Below are 19984 nucleotides of genomic sequence, written 5' to 3'. Positions count from 1 at the left end.
TCGGTCCCCCTAGCGAGGCGAGTCGAGGTTGTCGTTGAGCACGTGGGCACTCCCGGCGATCGGGGCGCCCGGTCCGAAACCGGACGGCGTGCCGATGTCCGCACGGGTGACTCGCCGTGAACCGGTCACCGCCAGCGAGTCGCCGGACAGGCCGGTGGTCAGCAGGAACAGCGCACCTGTCTGCAGCGAGCCGTCCTCCCACGGCGCGGCCACGACGAGCTCCGGTTTGCCGTCGCCGGTCACGTCGAGCACGCGCAGGCCGTAGCCGAACGCCTCGCCGGGCTGTTCGTTGCCGTTGATCGGTGCCGCGTTCTCGCCGAAGGCCGACGGCGCGTGCGTGAGCAGGCCGGTCGTGCTGCCGCGGAACAGGAACACGCTGCCCGCACGGGTGTTCTCCTTGATCGAGCCCGCGGCGAGGTCGTCGAACGAGTCACCGTCGAGGTCGCCGACGGCCAGCGAGCCGCCGAAGAAGTCGTTCGGTTCGGTCCCGCCGGGCACGGTCGCGGTGTCCTGGTCGATGACCTGGAGACCGGCGGTGGTCAGGCCGGTCCTGCTGCCGCGCACGGCCACCAGCGCGCCGGAGGCCGCCGGTCCGCCGCGGCGCTGGTCGGCCTGGATCACCAGGTCCGCGTTGGCGCCGCCGTGGAACTTGCCGATCACCGCGCTGCGCCACTTCCCGCCAGTCGCGGCCGCGCCCACGCTGACGTACGACGACCCGGCCGCGGCCACCCCGGTGGCCGAGCCGTGCAACAGGTGCACGGAACCGGTGGCGCCGGTCGTCCCGGTGATCACCTCACCGGCCGACACCACGGCGAGGTCGTCACGCTTGTCCCCGGTCACGTCGCCCGCCGCGAGCGCGAAACCCATCAGGTCACCGGCCTCGGCCGCACCGGCCAGGTCCGCGTGGTCCTGGTTGAACGCGATCACGCCACCCGTGGTCAGCCCCGCGTTGCCGCCGTAGAAGACCCACACGGCGCCCGCGCGGGCTTTCGTCTCGACCGCCTCGCCGGGCGAACCGATGCCGAGGTCGGCGTACCCGTCGCCGTTGAAGTCCCCGGCCGCCAGCGAGGCGCCGAACAGGTCACCGGCCTCCATCGCCCCGGGCACGTTCGCCGTGTCCTGCGTGATCGTGCCGAGCGCGCCCGTGATGGTCCGCAGGTACGGCGCGGTGCGCTGGCCGTACAGGATGGACACCGTGCCCGCGTTGGCCAGGCCGCTCACCGATTCGCCCGGGTTGCCGATCGCCACGTCCGCCAGTCCGTCGCCGTTGAAGTCGGCCGTGGCCAGCGCGGTGCCGAACCTGTCGTCGGCCTCCATGCCCAGCCCGATGCCGGGTGTGTTCTGGTTGACCAGCGCGGCGGGCGGTGACACTCCCTGGGTCAGCCCGCCGGGGACCACCTGGACCGAGCCGCCGAGATCGTGGGGCAGCAGTGCGGTGTCGCCGCTGTAGGTCAGCCGGGCACCCGTCGACAGCACGAGGTCGGCGATGCCGTCGCCGTTCACATCCGCCCGGGCGGCTGCCGGAACCTGGGCCGCCGCGGGCTGCGCCGCCGCTGGCGCGGCCAAGGACGTACTCACCGCGATGACCAGCGGTACAAGCGATCTCTGCGTCAACACCGGATGGACGCTAGGAACGCCACACCACCGCCGACAAGCGTTTCCGTCAGGCTGGAAAGGGTTTCACACGACCCACCCCGTCCGTCGTCAATCCCGCGCGGTACGCGCCTGCAACTTTGGCGGTATTTCCCCGGCGAGCGGTGTCGGCGGGACAGCGGGGTGCCCTAACCTCGGCCGACGAGGGGGAATGTCCAACTGGGGTGGGCAAAAAAAAGGGGGAATGTCCTGTGCTGTGTTCCCGGTGGTCGTCGTGTTGAGGATCCATTTCAGCCCGCAGGACCTGGCGCGGACGAGGATCAGTCCACGGCCGCACCCGATGTGGGAAGCGCTGCTGAGCCTGTACCGCCTGCGAAGACGCGACGGCGAGATCGTGTTCGACGAGTGGCGCGGATCGGTCCGCCCGAAGGTGCCGTCCAGCACCCGGCTGTTGACCACGCTCGTGCCGCAGTCCGGGTACGCCGCCGACTTCCTCACCCCGATGACCGAGAACTTCTGCCTCGCCGAAGGCCTGGAGGCGCTGCGGCGCACGCCGAAACGGCGGCTGCGCGCGGATCTGTCCGTTCTGGGCCGTGACCGGCGACTGCCGGCGTGGGCGACGACGCTGGCCGACGGCCGCGCGGACGCCGTCGGGCAGATCGCCGACGCGGTCGACCAGTACTTCACCGCGTGCCTGGCACCCTATTGGACACACATCCGCGGCCGCGTCGACCAGGAACACGCCCGACAGGCGCAACTGGTCGCGGAAGGCGGGTTCGAGCGGCTCTTCGCCGACCTGCACCCGTCCGCGCGATGGCACTACCCGGTCCTGTGCCTGAGCTACCCGGTCGACCAGGACCTGCACCTGGGCGGCAGGGGACTGCGGCTGGTGCCGTCGTTCTTCTGCCAGGGCATGCCGACGACGTTGCTCGACGGCGACCTCGAACCGGTCCTGCTGTACCCCATCGGCCACACGGTCGGATGGTCCACAGGGGACAGGACACGGCCACTGGCGTCGCTGCTGGGCCGCACCCGTGCCCGGGTGCTGGAAACCATCGGCGAAAGGCCCTGCACCACCAGCGAAGTGGCCCGCCGGACGGACACGAGCCTGCCGACCGCGAGCCAGCAGGCGTCCGCGCTGCGCGCCGCCGGTCTGGTCGCCAGCAGGCAGAACGGCCAGTCCGTGCTGCATTCCATCACCTCACTCGGCCTGGCCTTGCTGGCAGGCGCCACCCAGTGAACGAAAGGAAGACGATGCGCATCGGATTGGCGTTGGCAGGCGCTGTGCTCGCCGCCACGTGCCTCTCGACCGGCACGGCGGGGGCGGCGGACGTCTTCACCGTGCACATGTCGGCGACCGGCTCGGACAGCGCGGACGGACGGACTCCGGCGACGGCGGTGAAAAGCCTGGTACGCGTCCAGGAGGTGCTCCGCGCGGCCAGACCGGTGACCGACGTCGAGGTCCGGGTCAAACAGGGAACCTATGTGGCGCCGCCGATGCACGACTGGCGGTTCTACGTACCCGGGCACACGGTGTCGTTCATGCCGTCCGACTACGAGTACGGCGAGGGCGAGTCGGGGATCGCCGGGCGGCCGGTGTTCCGCAACCTCGCCGACCGGCCTGCCGGGTTCTGGCTGCAACCCCGGCTGCCCAAGGACAAGGCCGACCCGCTGTACGACGGCGGCGCCAGCGGCCTGAGGTTCTACTACCTGCAGGTCGAGTACTACTCGTCGGGCGCGGTGTCGGTGCACGGTGACTCGGAGCGCGACATCGCCGACGAGACGTACTCGCCGCCGATGCGCAAGCAGGGCAGCAAAGGGCTGAACGGGAACACGTTCTTCGGCATGGTCTTCACCCACATCGGCAGCAAGTGGGCGCCGTGCGGGGCGGACTGCTACGGCTGGGGCGCGATCGTGCTGACGAACTCGTCCGGCAACCGGATCGCCAACAACCACTTCGTGAACATCGAGAACCACGGCAACTACGGCGGGCACATCCACGGCCTGTACGTGACGCACTTCAGTTCGAGCAACACCATGAGCGCCAACCGGTTCGCGTACATCAACGGCGACCCGGTGAAGATCCGCGACCGCAGCAACTTCAACAACGTCGAGGACAACAGCTTCACCCGCACCGGGCGAGCGGGCTTCTACCGTGACGAGTTCTGCGACGCGGCCTGCGTCAAGGCGAATCCGGGCCTGGAACGGCAGTGCGCCTCGTACCACAACCGGTTCGCGGGCAACCGGCTGATCTCCGACTACGACGGCGACAACTCCAGCGAGGCGTGGACGCTGAGCCCGCCCGGTCTGACCAACGCCGGTGGCGCGCCGTGCACGATCCCGGCAGGCGACCAACGCCTGCGCACAGCGGGCAACACGACCTCATAGGGCACTTTATGCTGTTCGCGTGCGTGATCATGGACGGGGGACAGTCCCGGTTGTCGACGTCGTGATCACCGTCGCGATGGTCGTGATCTCGTGGCTGGTCGGCAGGCAGTACTCGCCGACCAGCTGGGGTCCCGATCCGTTGGCCTACGTGCTGACTGCTTTCATCTTCCTGCCGTTCGTCGCCCGCACGCGAGCTCCGGTGGTCGCCTTCGCGGTGAGCACCGCGATGCTGCTGGTGTTCCTGGCGTTCGGCTACACCCAGATAGCGTTCAACTTCTGGGCCCCGGCGCTGCTGCTGTACACAGTGGCGTCGCTGCGGCCGCCAAGGACCACCGGCGTCTGCGCCGGAGCGCTGATGCCGGTGTTGTTCTGGGCGGCGATGGTGTCGAACGTGGCGTGGTACGTCGCGGTCGCTGAGGCCGTCCTCATCCCGCTGACGGCGTGGATGCTGGGCAACGTCGGCCGTCAGCTGGGGCTGCGCAACCGGCAACTGGCCGTGCTGACCGAACAGTTGCGCGTCGAACAGGAACTGCGCACCGAGCAGGCCGTCACCGAGGAGCGGCTGCGCATCGCCAGGGAACTGCACGACGTCGTCGCCCACCACATGTCCGTGATCGCCGTCCAGACCGGGGTGGCCGGGTACGTGTTCGATGACGACCCGCCGACCGCCCGTGCCGCGGTGGACACCATCGCCACGACCAGCCGTGAGGCGTTGGCGGAGATGCGCCGGTTGCTGATGCTGCTGCGCACCGACGACGAGCCGGGCGACACGGCGTTGAGCCTCGCGCACCTGCCGGAACTGACCGACCGGATGCGCATGACGGGCCTGCCGGTCACGCTCGAGTTGGAGCTCGCCGACGTCGAGGACCTGCCGTCGGGGATGCAGCTGTGTGCGTACCGCGTGGTCCAGGAAGCCCTCACCAACGTGATCAAGCACGCCGGATTCGCCCCGACCGCGGTACGGGTGCGCCGGGACGTCGAGCACCTCACCGTCCGCGTCGCCAACGAGAAAGGGACGCCGTCGCCCGACACCGGGGGCACCGGGCATGGCCTGATCAACATGCGTGAACGCGCGGCGCTGTACCATGGCGCTCTTTCCGCAGGTGAAAGCCCTGATGGTGGGTTCGTGGTCGAGCTCACCCTGCCAATCGGCGGTGACGGCTAGGACGGATGTCGGTAGCTACCGGTATAAGTGTCGGCGATGAGCGGATCACCCACGACGACAGTTCTGGTCGTCGACGACGAGGTACTGATCCGGGTCGGCCTGGCCACGCTGATGCGTGCGGCCCCCGGTCTCGACGTCGTCGGCGAGGCGGCCGACGGCCGGGAAGCTGTCGCGCTCGCCGCCGAACGGCGCCCGGACGTGATCCTGATGGACATCAGGATGCCGGTCATGGACGGCATCACGGCCATCGAGCGGATCATGGCCGCTGCCGCCGGTCCCCAGCCGCGGGTGATCGTGCTGACCACGTTCGACCTGGACGAGTACGTCTACGCGGCGCTGCGGGCCGGGGCGTCGGGGTTCCTGCTCAAGGAGACCGAGCCGCGGCAGGTGATCGCCGCGGTCCACTCCGTGGCCGCCGGGGACATGTTGTTCGCCCCGTCGGTGACCAGGCGGCTGGTCGAGGCGTATGTCGGCAAGCCGCGCCGGGTGGCGCCGCGGGCGATCCCGAACCTCACCCAGCTCACCCCGCGTGAGCTGGAGATCCTCCAGCTCGTCGGCACGGGCCGGACCAACACCGAGATCGCCGGTGATCTCACCGTCAGCGAGGCCACCATCAAGACCCACCTCAACCGGACCATGACCAAGCTCGGCCTCACCAGCCGCGCCCAGGCGGTCGTGGTGGCCTACGAGACCGGCCTGGTGACCCCGCGCAGCCAGGACTAATCGCCCAGCATGCTGACGTAGTGCGGGTTGTACATCACGCCGAGGACGTTGCCGAACGGGTCGATCACGGACGCGGTGACGAAACCCGAGTCGCCGCGCTCAGTCAGTGGCTCGTGTTCTTTCGCGCCCATGGCCTTCAGCCGTTCCAGCGCGGCCGCCACGTCGTCGACGTGCCAGTACAGCACGGTGCCCCCGACGTCGGTGGTCGTGCCGGGCGGCGCCCAGCGGCGGTCGATCAGGCCCAGTTCGTGGCTGTGGTCGCCGATCCGGAACTCGACGTAGGCAGGCGGCCCGCTCACCGGGCGCACGAAGTACGCGTCGACCCCCAGCAGTTCGGTGTACCAGTCCTTCGCCGCCACCACGTCGTCGGCCCAGTAGCTCACGGTGGCCATTCCTCGCAGCATCGTTTCGTTCCCTTCGGTTCTTTGTGCTGACCGGAACGCTATGACCCCTTGTGGAACGTATGGTTCCTCAAGGGCTGGCAGACTTGAGAAATGTTGGAAACCTCGGTGCGGCTGTTGCGATTGCTGTCGTTGTTGCAGTCACGGCCGGACTGGCGCGGCTCGGAGCTGGCCGACCGGCTGGACGTGACGAGCAGGACCGTGCGCAACGACATCGAACGGCTGCGCATCCTGGGTTACGAGGTCCACTCGACGACCGGGACGGCGGGTGGCTACCGGCTTGGCGCAGGTACGTCGCTGCCGCCGCTGCTGCTGGACGACGAGGAGACCATCGCGGTCGCGGTCAGCCTGCACGCGGCCGCGGGTGGCTCCGTCACCGGCATCGAGGAGACCTCGTTGCGCGCGCTCACCAAGCTCCAGCAGATGCTGCCGTCCCGGTTGCGGCACCGCGTCGACGCGATCCGCGTGGCCACGGTCGCGGTGCCCGGCCGCGGGCCGACCCTGGACGCGGCGACTCTGAGCACGCTCTCCGCCGTGATCCGCGACCACGAGCGGCTGCGCTTCGACTACCAGGGCCACGACGGGATGGCGACCGTCCGCACTGTCGAACCCCACCGCCTCGTCTACGGCGGACGCCGCTGGTACCTGCTGGCCTGGGACAACGACCGAGGCGACTGGCGGACGTTCCGCGCCGACCGGATCAGCCCCCGTGTGCCGACCGGGCCCCGGTTCACCCCGCGCGAGCCACCCGACGGTGACGCCGCCCGGCACGTGCTGCGTGGAGTCAGCTCGCGGGCGTGGAAACACCCGGCACAGGTGCGTTTCCACGCTCCCGTCGAGACGGTCGCCGAACGCATCTCCCCGATGGCGGGCGTGCTGCACAGCGACGGCGAGACCAGTTGCGTCCTGGAGACCGGCGGTGAGACGCTGGACGACCTGGCGAGTTTCCTCGGCAGCATCGGTATCGCGTTCACCGTGCTCGATCCGCCGGAACTGCGCCGGACGCTGGACGAGCTGGCCGACCGTTACCGGGCAGCCGCCAGGGATCCTGGGTGATGTCCGTTAGCTCAACTCCTGCAACGTCACCGAGTGCGGTGCGAAGGTGTAGGTGAAGCCGTTGCCGCTCACCGGCAGGGACGTGGTCCGTGCGGTGACCCCCGTCGTGGCCTCGTCGTTGTAGCTGGTGAAGTCCGCGCTCTGCGTGGCTTGGACGTGGGCGGTGGTCGCGGTGAGCCCACCGGTGAAGGTCAGCCGTGCCGTCACCGCGTCGCCGTTGCCGGGCATGCGGTTGACGACCATGACGTACGTGCGGCCGTTCGCACCGCGTGTAGCGGCGACGACAAGGGCTTCGTAACAGCCGTCGTTGCCGTTGCCGCAGTTGGCGGGATCCACGACGCGGACCGGGTTGCCGGTGATCTTGCGGGTCAATCGGTGCCCGCCCGCGTGGAACAGCGGCTTGATCACCTCCCTGGTGACCGCTTCCGAGGTGAAAACCGGTGTGGTGCCGTGGAAGAGGCCGTAGCGCAGCGGCGTGGTGAACAGGTCGTTGCCCTCGGCGTACCGGATGTCGTGGTACATCCAGCGGATCCACTGCGAGGCCATGTACAGCGCGTGGGTCATCGAGGTGTTCCATCGGTAGAACGGCGTGGGCGCGCCGGGGTCGGGTCCCCACAGCGCGCCGAACTCCGACAACGCCACGTAGGCCTTGCTCCCGCTGTCGCTGATCGCTGTCTTGAGCGCCTGCGTCTGCTCGACGCGGGTCCAGGCGCTCATCATGTGCTGGTCGTGCCCGTCGAGCGGAGTGGTCCACGCGTCTCGCGGGTTGCCGTTCGCGTCCTTCTCCGCGGCGAAGTTCGTGTACGGGTGTGCGGTCACGCAGTCGTAGTCCCCGGTGTGTCCCAGTGCCTTCATCCGTTTCGGGAACGCGACCGTGCCCCAGCTCGAGCACACCTGGATCGACGGGTCGACCTGTTTCATGGCCCGGTAGAACTCGGGAAATCCACTGTGGACCGACTGGTAGGACGCCGACACCCGCGCACCGGCGGGCAGCTTGCGGCCGTGGACGCCGTCGCCGAACCGGATCCGCCCGTCGACCGGGCGGTCGACGGCGAACACGGCGTCGCCCGGCTTCGCGGTGGCCAGGTCGTCGACTCGGCGCCAGGCTGTGCCGTTGACCGTGACCTGCACGCTCGCCGGGACGACCGGCGCGTGCTTGACCTCGAACACCTCGCCCGCTGTCCCGCCGGCGGGCACACCGCTGTCCGGATGTGCGCAGTCCTTGCCCAGCGGTTCGGCGGGAATCCGGACCACGCCGCCCTTGATGTACTGGTCGACGGCCACCGCCGGGTCCTGGTCCATCCAATAGCGTTGCTGGCCACGCAGGTAGTGCTCGTTGCCCAACTCCCAGTTCCGAACGCCGTAGGGTCGCGGGTGTCCGTTGTCCGCGCGGACCTGAGCCCACGCGGTCCCGCCGTTGGGGTTGGTCCCCACTTCGGCGTTCATGAACTCGACCCAGTCGGCGGCGTTGCCCGGCGTGATCACCGCGAAGGGCACCATGATCTGGGCCTGCGCGCCGGTCGCCGCCACGAACCGCATGTGCTCCATCGGCCCGTAGGTGCTGTCCGCCTTGGTCCAGTCGCGGCCGTCGGTCTGGCAGCCGCGTTGTGCCGCTGGTCCGATGGCGCGTTTCCAGCGGAACGTGTTGGCCACCGTGCCGCCGGGGTAGCGGATCATCGTGAGCCCGGCCCGCTTGGTCGCCGCCACCGCCTCCGGTCGTGGCGCGTTCGCGACCGGGTCCCACATGCCGTAGCCGAGACCGGGGTAGCGGTGGTTCGCGCCGAGCAGTTCGGCGCGGACCGGACCTTCATCACTGTCAGCGGAGATGGTGATCTGTACAGGTTCGGCAGCGGACACCGGGACCGGCACGGCGAGCGACATGACAGCCGCCCCGGACACCATGGCACGCGCGATCTTCTCCACGGCGGCAACGATAGGCGCGTGCACCTCGTGCCGCGTCAAATCAGCGGTTGAGATCCGCGGTGGCCCGTCAACCATCCGCGGTAGACCTCACGCGGTACAGGCGGCCGTGCACGATTCCGCGTCCATCGGGGAAGAACACGCGATCGCGTGGTGGGATGTGACTACCTTCGGGCGTATGGAAACTTGGGACGCGGTGATCGTCGGCAGCGGTCACAACGCACTCGTCGCGGGTGCGTTGCTGGCGCGGGCCGGATGGGGTGTGCTCGTGCTGGAGGAGCGCGACCGGCCTGGTGGGTTCGTGCGGACCGAGGAGCTGACCCTGCCCGGCTTCCACCACGACACCTACTCGACGGCGCACCCGCTGTTCACCGGCGGGCCCGCCTACGCCGAACTGGCGCCGGACCTGGCCGCGCTGGGCCTGCTGTACAGGCAACCGCGGTACTGGTCGGGCATCTCGATGCCGGGGCAGGGCACGGCTGTGTTCTCCCAGGACCTCGACGAGACCGTCGCCGAGTTCGACCGGCTCTCACCGGGGGACGGCGGGGCGCTCGCCGGGATGCTCGCGGACTTCGAGCCGTACGCCGGGCCGGTGTTCGAGTTGATGGGCGCGGACCTGGCGACGAAGTCGCGCGAGATCCACGACCTGTTCCACGACGAGGACGGCCGTTTCTCCGCGTTCGCGCACCTGTTCACCCGGACCGGGCGTGACCTGCTCACCGAGACGTTCACCTCGCCGGTCGTACGCGGCGGCCTGGCGCCGTGGGCGCTGCACCTCGGCCGCGGGCCGGACGAGGTCAACAGCGCGCTGTGGGTGATCCTCGTCCAGATCGCGCTCAGCGGCGCGGGGATGCCGACACCGGCCGGGGGCAGCGGCCGGCTCGCCGAGGCGCTCGTCCGGCTGATCGAGCACTTCGGCGGCAGCGTGCGTACCGGACAGCGCGTCGAACGAATCCTGGTCGAGAACGGGCAGGCCACCGGCGTGCGTGTGGCAGGCGGGGACACTCATCGGGCCGGGCGCGCGGTGGTCGCGTCGGTCAACCCGGACCAGCTCTACCTGGAGCTGCTGGAGGCGGTGCCGGACACGATCCGCCGTCAGGCTGGGAAGTACCGCTACGGCCGTGGCTGCTTCCAGCTCCACCTCGCGCTGTCGGAGCCGCCCCGGTTCGCCGACGAACGGTTGGCGCTGGCCGGTCAGCCGCACCTGAGCGGCGGACTGGACGCGTTGTCCCGGTCGGTCAACGAGGCCACCCGCGGCCTGCTGCCCGCCGAGCCGACGATCAGCTTCGACTCACCATCCACAGTGGACCCGGAGCGCTGCCCGCCCGGCCGGGCCGTGGCCCGTCTCCAGTTGCTGGACGTGCCCACCCGGCCGATCGGCGACGCGGCAGGCCTCATCGAGACCAACGGCTGGACCGAGGACGTGAAGAATGCTTTCGCCGACCGCGTCATCGAGGTCGCCTCGCGCAGCGTGCTGAACCTGCCCGACGCGATCCTCGGCATGCACGTCACCAGCCCGGCGGAACTGGCCAAGGCCAACCGCAACACCGGCCCTGGCGACCCGTACGGCGGCAGCCATGACCTGGCGCAGAGCTACGTGTTCCGGCCGTTGCCCGCGCAGCCGTCGCACCAGACGGTCGTGCCGGGCCTGTGGATGCTGGGCGCGGCCACCTGGCCTGGTCACGGCGTCAACGGGGCGTCCGGATACATCGTGGCGAAGGGGCTGCTGGACTGAACCCTACGCACGGCCCTCTCCTGGAGGGTGATTGAAGATGTAGTGTCAGTCGCACTTTCGAGCAAGTTCGCGCACGCTCCGGGGGTGCGACATGCGGACCGTCGACGACGTGCGCGCGGCTCTTGCCCGCACTCCGGCCGTCGTGCTGGTCAGCGGCGCGGCGGGGATGGGCAAGACCTGGCTCGCCGCCCGTGCGCTGGCCAGCGGACCTGACACTGGGCCCGGCGCCGTCCGTGTGCTCGTCGACTGCCGTGGGCTGCCGGACGAACCGTACGTCGTGGTCCGGGAACTGGTGCGTGGCCTGGTGGAAGCGGGCTGCCCGGCGATCCGGGCAGCCGAGGCCCTCGCCGCCGCCGAAGCGGGGACCGCACGCGGCACGCCCGACTACCGCACCTGCGCCGCTGTGCGTGAACTGCTGGCCGAGACCGCCGCCCTGTCCGGCTCGCCCGTGCTCGTCGTGGTGGACGACGTCGACCTGGCCGACCGGTGGTCACGGCACACACTGAGGTGCTGCGCCTCCCGGCCGCCGGACGACGTCGCGCTGCTGCTCACCTACACGCCGGGAAGCAAACGTCCGCTGTGGGCACGATGGGGCTCGGCGGCGTTGCACCGGTTCGAACTGGGTCCGCTGGCCGTGCGGGACGTGGCCGGCCCACCGGACTGGGCGGCCGCCGTCCACCGCCTGACCGGCGGGATCCCGCTGTTCGTCACCGAAGTGCTCACACACCTGCGACCGGACCAGGGTGATCCGCACGAAGCGCTGCTGCGGCGCGGGGTGCCGGAGGCGGTCGTCGACCTGGTCGCCGAACGGCTCCGCGCGCTGCCCGTCCCGGCGCGACGCCTGATCACCGCCGCATCGGTGCTGCGCGGCCCGTTCACCGCCGACATCCCGGCCGAGATGTGCCGGATCGACGCGGACCGGGCCAGAGCCATGCTGACCCACGCGGTCGACGCGGACCTGCTGGAGTTGTGCCACGCCGGGGTGTTCGAGTTCCAGCCGCCGCTGATCGGTCTGGCCGTCGCACAGGCGACCTCTGCGGTCGAACGGCACCGGATGCACGCCACGGTCGCACGCGTGCTCGACCGGCGTGGGGAGCAGTCGACAGAACTGGTGCACCACAGCCGCGCGGCCGGTGACCTGACCACAGCGGCGCGGCACGCGGAGAAGGCGGCCGAACGAGCCGTCCGGTCGGGCGAACCGGAGGCGGCGGTGGCGCTGGTGCGTACGCTGCTGGGCGACTCCGCACTGCCCAGCAGGGTACGGGCCGCGTTGGCGGGACGGCTCGGCCGCCTCGCGCTCGACAGCCTGGCCTATGACGAGACCATGGCGTTGCTCCGTGACCTGCTCGCTGACGACTTGTTGCCCGACGGTGTGCGCGGCGAGTTGCGCCTGCACTTCGGGCTGCTGGTCGGAAACCAGGCAGGCGACGGAGACGAGCAGCGCGCCCACCTCCTGGTCGCGGTCCGCGAGTTGCGCAGACGCCCGCTGCTGGCCGCCCGCGCGATGTCCGCGCTGGCCATGCCGTGCTGGGGCAGCGGCCCCCTCGCTGAGCACCTGTCCTGGCTGACCAGACTGGACCGGACACTGCCCCAACGAGGTGACCCGGCACTGCACATGGCCATCAGGGTCAACCGTGCGGGCGCGTTGCTGCAGATCGGCGATCCTCGCGCGTGGCAGGCCATCGCGGACCTGCCCGACGCGCCTGCCACCACCGGGGAGCGCCGTGAACTGGCACGCGGCTTCAGCAACTTCACCGACATAGCGATTTCACTGGGCCACCACGCTTCGGCCGAGGAGTTCCACGGCAAGGCCGAGCACCTGGCCGGTCGGACCCGGCCGTCGTACCTGCGGCACATGATGATCTCGAACGGATTGCGCCAGGCTGTGGCCGTCGGGCAGTGGCCTGGCATCGAGGCCGCCGCCCGTGAGCACGTGGTCGCGTCGGCGCAGACACCGTTCGCCGCCGCGGACGCGTCACTGGTGCTGGGGCATCTCGCGCTGGCTCGTGGCGAGTGGACAGAGGCGGAGGCGTTTCTCCGCGCACCCGGTCTGCGGCCGACCAACGGCTGGTGCTCACACGTCGTTCTGGTCGCGGCAGCCACTCTCGTCCGGCTGGCGATGGCCCGCGGACGCGTCGACGAAGCGCTCCCGGAACTGACGCGTGCGCTCGACATGGTGCGGGCCAAGGAAACCTGGGCGTGGGCGGCCGAACTGGCCGACGCCGGGGTGCGGGCATTCCTGCACACCGGGGACACCGCGTCGGCCCGGCGCCTCGCCGACGAGTTCGCCGCGGACATCGGCCCACGCGACTGCCCGTTGGGCCACGCGATGATCCCCGGCTGCCGGGGCGCGATCGCCGCCGACCGCGGTCAGTTCGCCGACGCGGCGAATCTGCACACCGAGTCCGCCGCACTGCTCGCGGCGCTACCACGCCCGTACGAGCAGGCCGCCGCGATGGAAGCGGCCGCCCGTTGTTCCCTGGCAGCCGGGCATCAGGAGGGGGTCGAACAGTTGGCCGACGCGTGCCGGTTGTTCACGACGCTGGGCGCCACGTGGGACGCCGCGCGCTGCGGCCGTCTCGCCCGGGAACACGGCGGCATGCCTGGGCCACGGCGCGGCCGTCGCGGCTATGGCGCGGAACTGTCCCCGCGAGAACAAGAGGTGGCGCGGCTGATGGCGTCGGGCAGGACGAACCGGCAGATCGCCGAGGTGCTGTTCCTCTCGCCACGGACCGTCGAACGCCATGCCGCACGCGTGCTGCACAAGCTCGGCGTCACGCGCAGGGAGGACATCGGCGACATACGGTGAATGCGTACCCCTACCCACGATTTCCGGCGTTGTTGCCCGCACGTGCCGTTCTGCACGATGGTGACACCGCAACCCGATTGCGGAACCTCCACGAAATCCCTGCATCAGGAGGAAATCCGTGTACGAAAAGCTACAAAGGACAGTGCTGGCCGGACTGGGCGTGCTCGCACTGGCCACGGCCGCCATCCCGGCGGTCGCCCAGCCGGACACCACGCGGTCCGACTACGTCGTCGCACTGCGCGGACAGTCCGCCGAGGCGATGTCCAACGCCGTGCAGCAGCACGGCGGTCAGATCAAGAACGTCTACCACAACGCACTGCGTGGCTTCTCCGCGAGCCTGACAGCCGCGGGTGCCGAGGCGTTGCGCCGCGATCCGCGCGTGGCGTCCGTGGAGCCGGATGTCGTCATGCACACCACTGACCAGACCGTGCCAACCGGTGTCGACCGGGCGTTCGCGCCCGACAACCCCACCTTGAAGATCAACGGGGTCAACGACTTCGTCGCGGACGCCGACGTCGCCGTGATCGACACAGGGGTCGACGCCAAACACCCGGACCTCACCGTGGTCGCCCAGACCACCTGCCTCAACACCACGACGTGCACCGACAACTCCGGCACCGACGACCACGGTCACGGCAGCCACGTCGCAGGCACGATCGGCGCCCGCGACGACGGTGCGGGCGTGGTCGGCATCGCGCCGGGCGCCCGGATCTGGTCGGTCAAGGTCCTGGACGCGGGCGGCAGCGGACAACTGTCCGGTGTCGTCGCCGGGGTTGACTGGGTCGCCGCGCACGCCGACGAGATCGAGGTCGCCAACATGAGCCTCGGCTGTGAGAACTGCTCGACCGACGCCCTCAACCAGGCGATCTCGACCGCGGTCGGGCGAGGCGTGGTGTTCGTCGTCGCGGCGGGCAACAACCACAAGGACGCCAGGACCTTCTCCCCGGCCAACCACCCCGACGTGGTGACGGTCTCCGCACTGGCGGACTTCAACGGCGCGGCAGGCGGTGGCGCGGCGTCGACGTGCCGTGCCGATCAGGACGACACGTTGGCCGACTTCAGCAACTTCGGCCCGTCGGTGGAGATCGCGGCGCCCGGCACGTGCATCCTGTCCACCTACAAGAACGGCGGCTACCAGACCTTCAGCGGCACGTCGATGGCGTCGCCGCACGTCGCCGGTGCCGCCGCGTTGCTCACCGTCAGCGGCAACCGGCCCACCAACCGCGACGGCGTCATGGCCGTCCGGCAACGCCTGGTCGACACGGGCAACACCACCTGGCGCGACGACTCCGGTGACGGCATCACCGAGCCGCTGCTGGACGTCAGCTCCGCCCAGGACTACCCGGCCGGTCCCGCCGACCCCGGCCGCCCCACCGCCGCGTTCACCGGCACCTGCTCCGCCAGCAACACCACGTGCTCGTTCGACGCCGCCGCGGCCAAGGACCCGGACGGCACGATCACGAGCTATGCGTGGGAATTCGGGGACGGCACCACCGGCTCCGGCAAAACCACATCGCACACGTACAACACGGCCGCCTACTACAGCGTCCGGCTTGTCGTGACCGACAACGACGGCAAGACCAACACCACGCGTCGTCTGGTCAAGGCCGGTGACCTGCCGCCGACGGCCGCGTTCACCTCCCGTTGCCAGAAGGGAACCTGTTCCTTCGACGGCAGCGCGTCCGCAGACCAGGAAGGCTCGGTCAGCGGCTACGCGTGGGCGTTCGGCGACGGCACCACCGGCTCCGGCCGGACCGCGTCACACACCTATCCGAACGTGGCCAAGACGTACACCGTGACGCTCACAGTCACCGACAGCAAGAACCAGAAGGGCACCACCAGCCACGAGGTCCGCTGCCACAAGCACATCAACGAACCGCTCTGCTTCGCCTTCTGACTGGTTTCCGGGTCGGGAAGGTGCGGCTTGGCCCGCTTCGGGCCAAGCCGCACCTGCTATCGCTCAGGAATCACGGCTTGTTGAGGTGCCCCGGTATTCGGCACAGGTGCGGAACTCCGTGTTCACCAGTTGACGAGAGTCGCCGCTGCCACGCCGTGTCCGCTTCTGTCGAGCCACGGAGGTGAAGCCGGTGAACGACACCAGCGCAAGCGTGGCGGCGGTCGCGATCCCTAGGTGTTTCACGGTTCCTCTTCCCTGGTGCGGAGTGCGCGGCCTGCCACCTCATCGAATGAGCGGCTCTGCTCCACTTGGACAGTCTGAAGTGGACGAGGACGAGTTCGTCACCCGTTCGGGGGGTTTTTCGTGCTCGAGAGTCGCTTTCTCCGTACCGCTGCCCTGTTCCGGATGGCGCGGGTGATCACCGCACCGCAAGATGCCTGGTGAGTCGGCCTCGTTGGCGGCGAGCGGAGCAGCGGGAGGCGGCGTGCCGGTGTGTCCAAGATGGATCGGGCGACAGCAGTGGAACCGGTTTGTCGCCCTGGTCACCGCCATCACGGTGCTCCTGCTCGTCGTCTCGCCGGGGACAGCGTCGGCCGCCCAGCCGTCCGCCCAGCCGTCCGCACAGCCGCGCGGCGCGGGGACCGAGCGGCCGATCGGGCCGCAGCCGGTGTACTCCGGTCTGGCGCACGGCGCCGTCACCATGGCGGCGAACTCCGTGGTCACGTGCAGCCCAGGCGTGTTCTGTGACCCGTCGGCGAGCAACGCGAGTTCGGTGTCGTGGGTCAAGGTGGACCCGAACGCTCCCGGCAACACGGCCTCATCCGCGCGACTGAACATCCCCGCGGGCGCCAAGGTGCTCAACGCCCGCCTCTACTGGCAGTTCAACCCGGTCAGCTCCACGACGCCCAGCTGGTCCGGCAACGGCCAGGCCGGTGTGCAGGTGTCGATGAAGACACCGGGGGCGGCCGGCTACCAACGGATCACAGCGGACACCTACGACTGGTTCGACGCTCTCGGAACCGGCTACTACCCGACCCTGTACGCCTATGGCGGCGCGGCGGACGTCACCAACCTCGTGACCAACGCCGGCGCCGGTGACTACACGGTCGCCGACATCCAAGCGTGCCAGGGCCAGTCGGTCAGTGGCACGAACCTGGGCTGCTGGGGCGGCTGGTCGCTGGTGGTGGCCTACGAACTGGCCAGCGAGCCGCTGCGGTACCTACAGATGTGGGACGGGTTGCAGAAGGTGGCCGGTGGCGGGAGCCCGGTCAGCGCCACCATCTCCCTCGGCGGCATCAAGGCCCCGACGTCCCGCGATCCCAACGTCATGCTCGGCATCGTGGCGGGCGACGGCGACGCGCCCATCACCGGCGACTACCTCCAGGTGGGGCCGAACGCCGCCAGCCTCAGGGACGTCCCGCTCCCGGCGCCAGCGGGTGTGGTCACCAACAACGCCTTCAGCAGCCGCATCGACCGGGTGTCGTCGAACGGCTCAGGCTCGAACGTCACCACCCGGAACCCGAACCCCGTGAACAACCTGGGTTACGACTCCCGCATGATCGACATCACCGGCAAGGTGCCTGCGGGCTCCTCCACGATGCAGGTGAAGATCGGCACGGTCGGCGACGCGATCTACCCCCAGGTGGTCTGGCTCGTCACGGACGCGCTCGAACCCGACCTGCAGATCACCAAGGCCAACAACCCGGTCGGGAACACCAACGACAACCCGCCTGGCTATGTGACCAAGGGCAGCGAGGTCACCTACAGCTTCGACGTGGCCAACAAACACGCCGATGGCTCGACAACCGACCTGGACACCGCCACCAACATCGTCCTGACCGACACCCTGCCGACAGGCATGACGTTCGTGGCGGGTTCGAATCCGAACTGTTCCGCCGCGGGGCAACTGGTCACGTGCCGTCTGGGAAACCTGAAACCGGGCGAGTCGCAGCAGGTGTCGTTCAAGGTGACGGTCGGCGCGACCGTGCCCGACGGCACGAAGCTCGACAACACGGCGAAACTCGACTTCCGCGGCCAGGACACCGGACGCGAGCAGCAGCGGACCTCGAACACGGTCCGGAACACCGTGGCCTCGCCGGGATACCAGCTGACCAAGACCGTCGACCTGGCCGAAGCGGTCCCGGGCGACATCCTCACCTACACCGTCACGGTGCGGAACACAGGTGTCATTCCCGTGCCCGCGCTGACAGTCCGCGACACGTTGCCACCGGGAACGACGTACGTGTCGTCCCAGGCGTCGAAGGGAACCGCGACAGGTACGGGTCCGATCGACTGGGCTGTCGGCGGTCTGGCGGTGCGGGAAACCGCCACGTTGACCGTGCGCGTCCGGGTCGAGCAAGCCGCCATCGGCAAGGAACTCGTCAACCGCGCCAACGTACCCATCGGCCCGCCACCGGTCGTCCCACCGGAGAACCGGTGCCCGGACGACCCTGTTGCGGCCTGCGCGAAAACCAAGGTGCCATCGGCCGCGTACACAGTGAAGAAGAAGGCGGACAAGCAGTCCGCGAACCCCGGTGACGTCGTGAAGTACACGGTGACGGTGACCAACACCGGCAAGGTCACCGCGAGCGGGCTGAAGGTCGTCGACGACCTGACCGGTGTCCTGGACGACGCCGACTACCAGAACGACGCCGCGACCGTTCCCGGGGGAGTGGGCAGCGTTGCCTACACCGCGCCGAAGGTGACGTGGACAGGTTCGCTGGCGGCGGGCCAAACCGTGGACATCACGTACTCGGTGAAGGTGAAGAAGCCGAACACGGGGGACAATCGGCTGACCAACGTGGTCACGTCGGACACCCCGGGTGGCAACTGCCCGCCGGGTTCCACGGACCCGAACTGCACCACGACGACCCCGGTGTCCGGGCTCGCGATCGCCAAGACGGTCGACAAACAGTCGGCGAACCCCGGTGATGTCGTGAAGTACACGGTGACGGTGAAGAACACGGGCCAGACTCCGTACACCGGTGCGACGTTCACCGATGATCTGTCGAAGGTTCTTGATGACGCCGACTACCAGAACGACGGTGCGGCTTCGGTTGGTTCGGTGTCGTTCGCTTCTCTGAGGTTGACCTGGACCGGTGATCTGGCTGTCGGTCAGACGGCGACGGTCACGTATTCGGTGAAGGTGAAGAAGCCGAACACGGGTGACGACAAGCTGACCAACGTTGTCACGTCGAACACTCCGGGTGGCAACTGCCCGCCGGGTTCCACGGACCCGAAGTGCACCACGACAACCCCTGTCTCGGGCCTGGCGATCAAGAAGACCGTCGACAAGCAGACGGCGAACCCCGGCGATGTCGTGAAGTACACGGTGACGGTGAAGAACACCGGCCAGACCCCGTACACCGGAGCGACCTTCACCGACGACATGACGAAGGTCCTGGACGACGCGGACTACCAGAACGACGCGACCGCGTCGATCGGCGCTGTCACGTTCACCACGCCGAATCTGAAGTGGACCGGTTCGCTCGGCGTCGGGCAGGAAGCGACGATCACCTACACGGTGAAGGTCAAGAACCCCGACACCGGCGACAAGGAGCTCGGCAACGTCGTCACCTCGGACACCCCGGGCAGCAACTGCCCGCCCGGATCCACCGACCCGGCCTGTTCGACGAAGGTCCCGGTCAAGGGTTTGACGGTGAGCAAGAAGGTCGACAAGTCGTCGGCGAATCCGGGTGACGTTGTGACGTACACGGTGACGGTGACCAATACGGGCAAGGTGGATCTGGTCGGTGACCAGGCCGTGCGTGTGACGGACGATTTGTCCGCGGTTCTGGATGACGCGGATTACCAGAACGACGCCAAGGGCGCGCCAGTCGCGGGTGCGTTCACGTTCACGTCCCCGAAGCTGGCCTGGACAGGCGACCTGAAAGCAGGGCAGTCGACGACCTTGACCTATTCGGTGAAGGTGAAGAGGCCGAACACGGGGGACAACCGGCTCACCAACGTGGTCACGACCGACACCCCAGGTGGGAACTGCCCACCGGGCCGGGCCATTCCGGAATGCACGACCACCACGCCGGTTTCCGGTCTTGAGATCGCCAAGACGGTGGACAAGCAGTCGGCGAATCCCGGCGATGTCGTGAAGTACACGGTGACTGTTCGCAACGCTGGTCAGACTCCGCTCACTGGAGCGACGTTCACCGATGACCTGACGAAGGTTCTTGATGACGCCGACTACCAGAACGATGGTGCGGCTTCGGTGGGTTCAGTGGTCTATGCGGCGCCGAAGCTGACGTGGACCGGCGACTTGGCTGTCGGCCAGACCGCGACCGTG

12 protein-coding genes are annotated in these 19984 nt (G+C 69.1%); 9 read left to right on the top strand and 3 right to left on the bottom strand.

Annotated features, from left to right (window positions below):
* Positions 1-9: 9 nt before the first annotated feature.
* A complete protein-coding gene (locus ALI144C_RS03020; RefSeq protein ID WP_076985443.1) occupies positions 10-1617 on the bottom strand; it encodes an FG-GAP-like repeat-containing protein in 1608 nt (535 codons plus the stop codon).
* A gap of 250 nt (positions 1618-1867) precedes the next feature.
* Here ALI144C_RS03020 and ALI144C_RS03015 point away from each other — a divergent pair, with 250 nt between their 5' ends.
* The 4 genes from ALI144C_RS03015 to ALI144C_RS03000 are packed head-to-tail and all read left to right on the top strand — an operon-like array spanning position 1868 to position 5869.
* Positions 1868-2833, top strand: a complete 966-nt coding sequence (locus ALI144C_RS03015) for an ArsR/SmtB family transcription factor (RefSeq protein WP_076985504.1) — start codon at positions 1868-1870, stop codon at positions 2831-2833.
* A 14-nt stretch (positions 2834-2847) separates the two neighbouring features.
* The gene (locus tag ALI144C_RS03010) at positions 2848-3981 is read left to right on the top strand and encodes a right-handed parallel beta-helix repeat-containing protein (protein WP_076985442.1); all 1134 of its coding nucleotides are present in this window, start codon (positions 2848-2850) and stop codon (positions 3979-3981) included.
* Positions 3982-4000: 19 nt separating this feature from the next.
* Positions 4001-5146 (top strand): sensor histidine kinase, encoded by a 1146-nt coding sequence (locus ALI144C_RS03005; protein ID WP_143230369.1) that lies wholly within the window; start codon positions 4001-4003, stop codon positions 5144-5146.
* Positions 5147-5182: 36 nt separating this feature from the next.
* A complete protein-coding gene (locus ALI144C_RS03000; RefSeq protein WP_076985441.1) occupies positions 5183-5869 on the top strand; it encodes a response regulator in 687 nt (228 codons plus the stop codon).
* Here the strand turns inward: ALI144C_RS03000 and ALI144C_RS02995 are convergent.
* Positions 5866-6273 (bottom strand): VOC family protein, encoded by a 408-nt coding sequence (locus tag ALI144C_RS02995; RefSeq protein WP_076985440.1) that lies wholly within the window; start codon positions 6271-6273, stop codon positions 5866-5868. The two genes, ALI144C_RS03000 and ALI144C_RS02995, sit on opposite strands and share 4 nt — an antisense overlap.
* Before the next feature lie 90 nt (positions 6274-6363).
* Between ALI144C_RS02995 and ALI144C_RS02990 the strand changes: the two genes are divergently transcribed.
* Positions 6364-7326, top strand: coding sequence for a helix-turn-helix transcriptional regulator (locus tag ALI144C_RS02990; protein ID WP_076985439.1), 963 nt, complete (start codon positions 6364-6366; stop codon positions 7324-7326).
* Between the two features lie 6 nt (positions 7327-7332).
* Here the strand turns inward: ALI144C_RS02990 and ALI144C_RS02985 are convergent, their stop codons facing one another.
* On the bottom strand, positions 7333-9249 hold the full coding sequence (locus ALI144C_RS02985; protein WP_076985438.1) for a hypothetical protein: 1917 nt from the start codon (positions 9247-9249) through the stop codon (positions 7333-7335).
* 175 nt (positions 9250-9424) lie between these two features.
* Between ALI144C_RS02985 and ALI144C_RS02980 the strand changes: the two genes are divergently transcribed.
* The 4 genes from ALI144C_RS02980 to ALI144C_RS02965 all read left to right on the top strand — a co-directional run.
* Positions 9425-10981 (top strand): phytoene desaturase family protein, encoded by a 1557-nt coding sequence (locus ALI144C_RS02980; RefSeq protein ID WP_076985502.1) that lies wholly within the window; start codon positions 9425-9427, stop codon positions 10979-10981.
* Between the two features lie 91 nt (positions 10982-11072).
* Positions 11073-13790 carry a LuxR C-terminal-related transcriptional regulator gene (locus ALI144C_RS02975; protein ID WP_076985437.1) on the top strand — a complete coding sequence of 906 codons (2718 nt, stop codon included), beginning with the start codon at positions 11073-11075 and terminating at the stop codon, positions 13788-13790.
* Positions 13791-13908: 118 nt separating this feature from the next.
* Complete coding sequence (locus ALI144C_RS02970; protein WP_076985436.1) at positions 13909-15687, top strand: S8 family serine peptidase; 1779 nt, start codon at positions 13909-13911, stop codon at positions 15685-15687.
* A 490-nt stretch (positions 15688-16177) separates the two neighbouring features.
* On the top strand, positions 16178-19984 hold a 3807-nt coding region (locus ALI144C_RS02965; RefSeq protein WP_237773937.1), incomplete at its 3' end, for a DUF11 domain-containing protein.

The organism is Actinosynnema sp. ALI-1.44 (assembly GCF_001984155.1).
In the GTDB taxonomy this organism is placed as follows: Bacteria; Actinomycetota; Actinomycetes; order Mycobacteriales; family Pseudonocardiaceae; genus Kibdelosporangium.
Note: the sequence above shows the minus strand (reverse complement) of the source record. Positions and strands in the feature narration are given on the sequence as shown.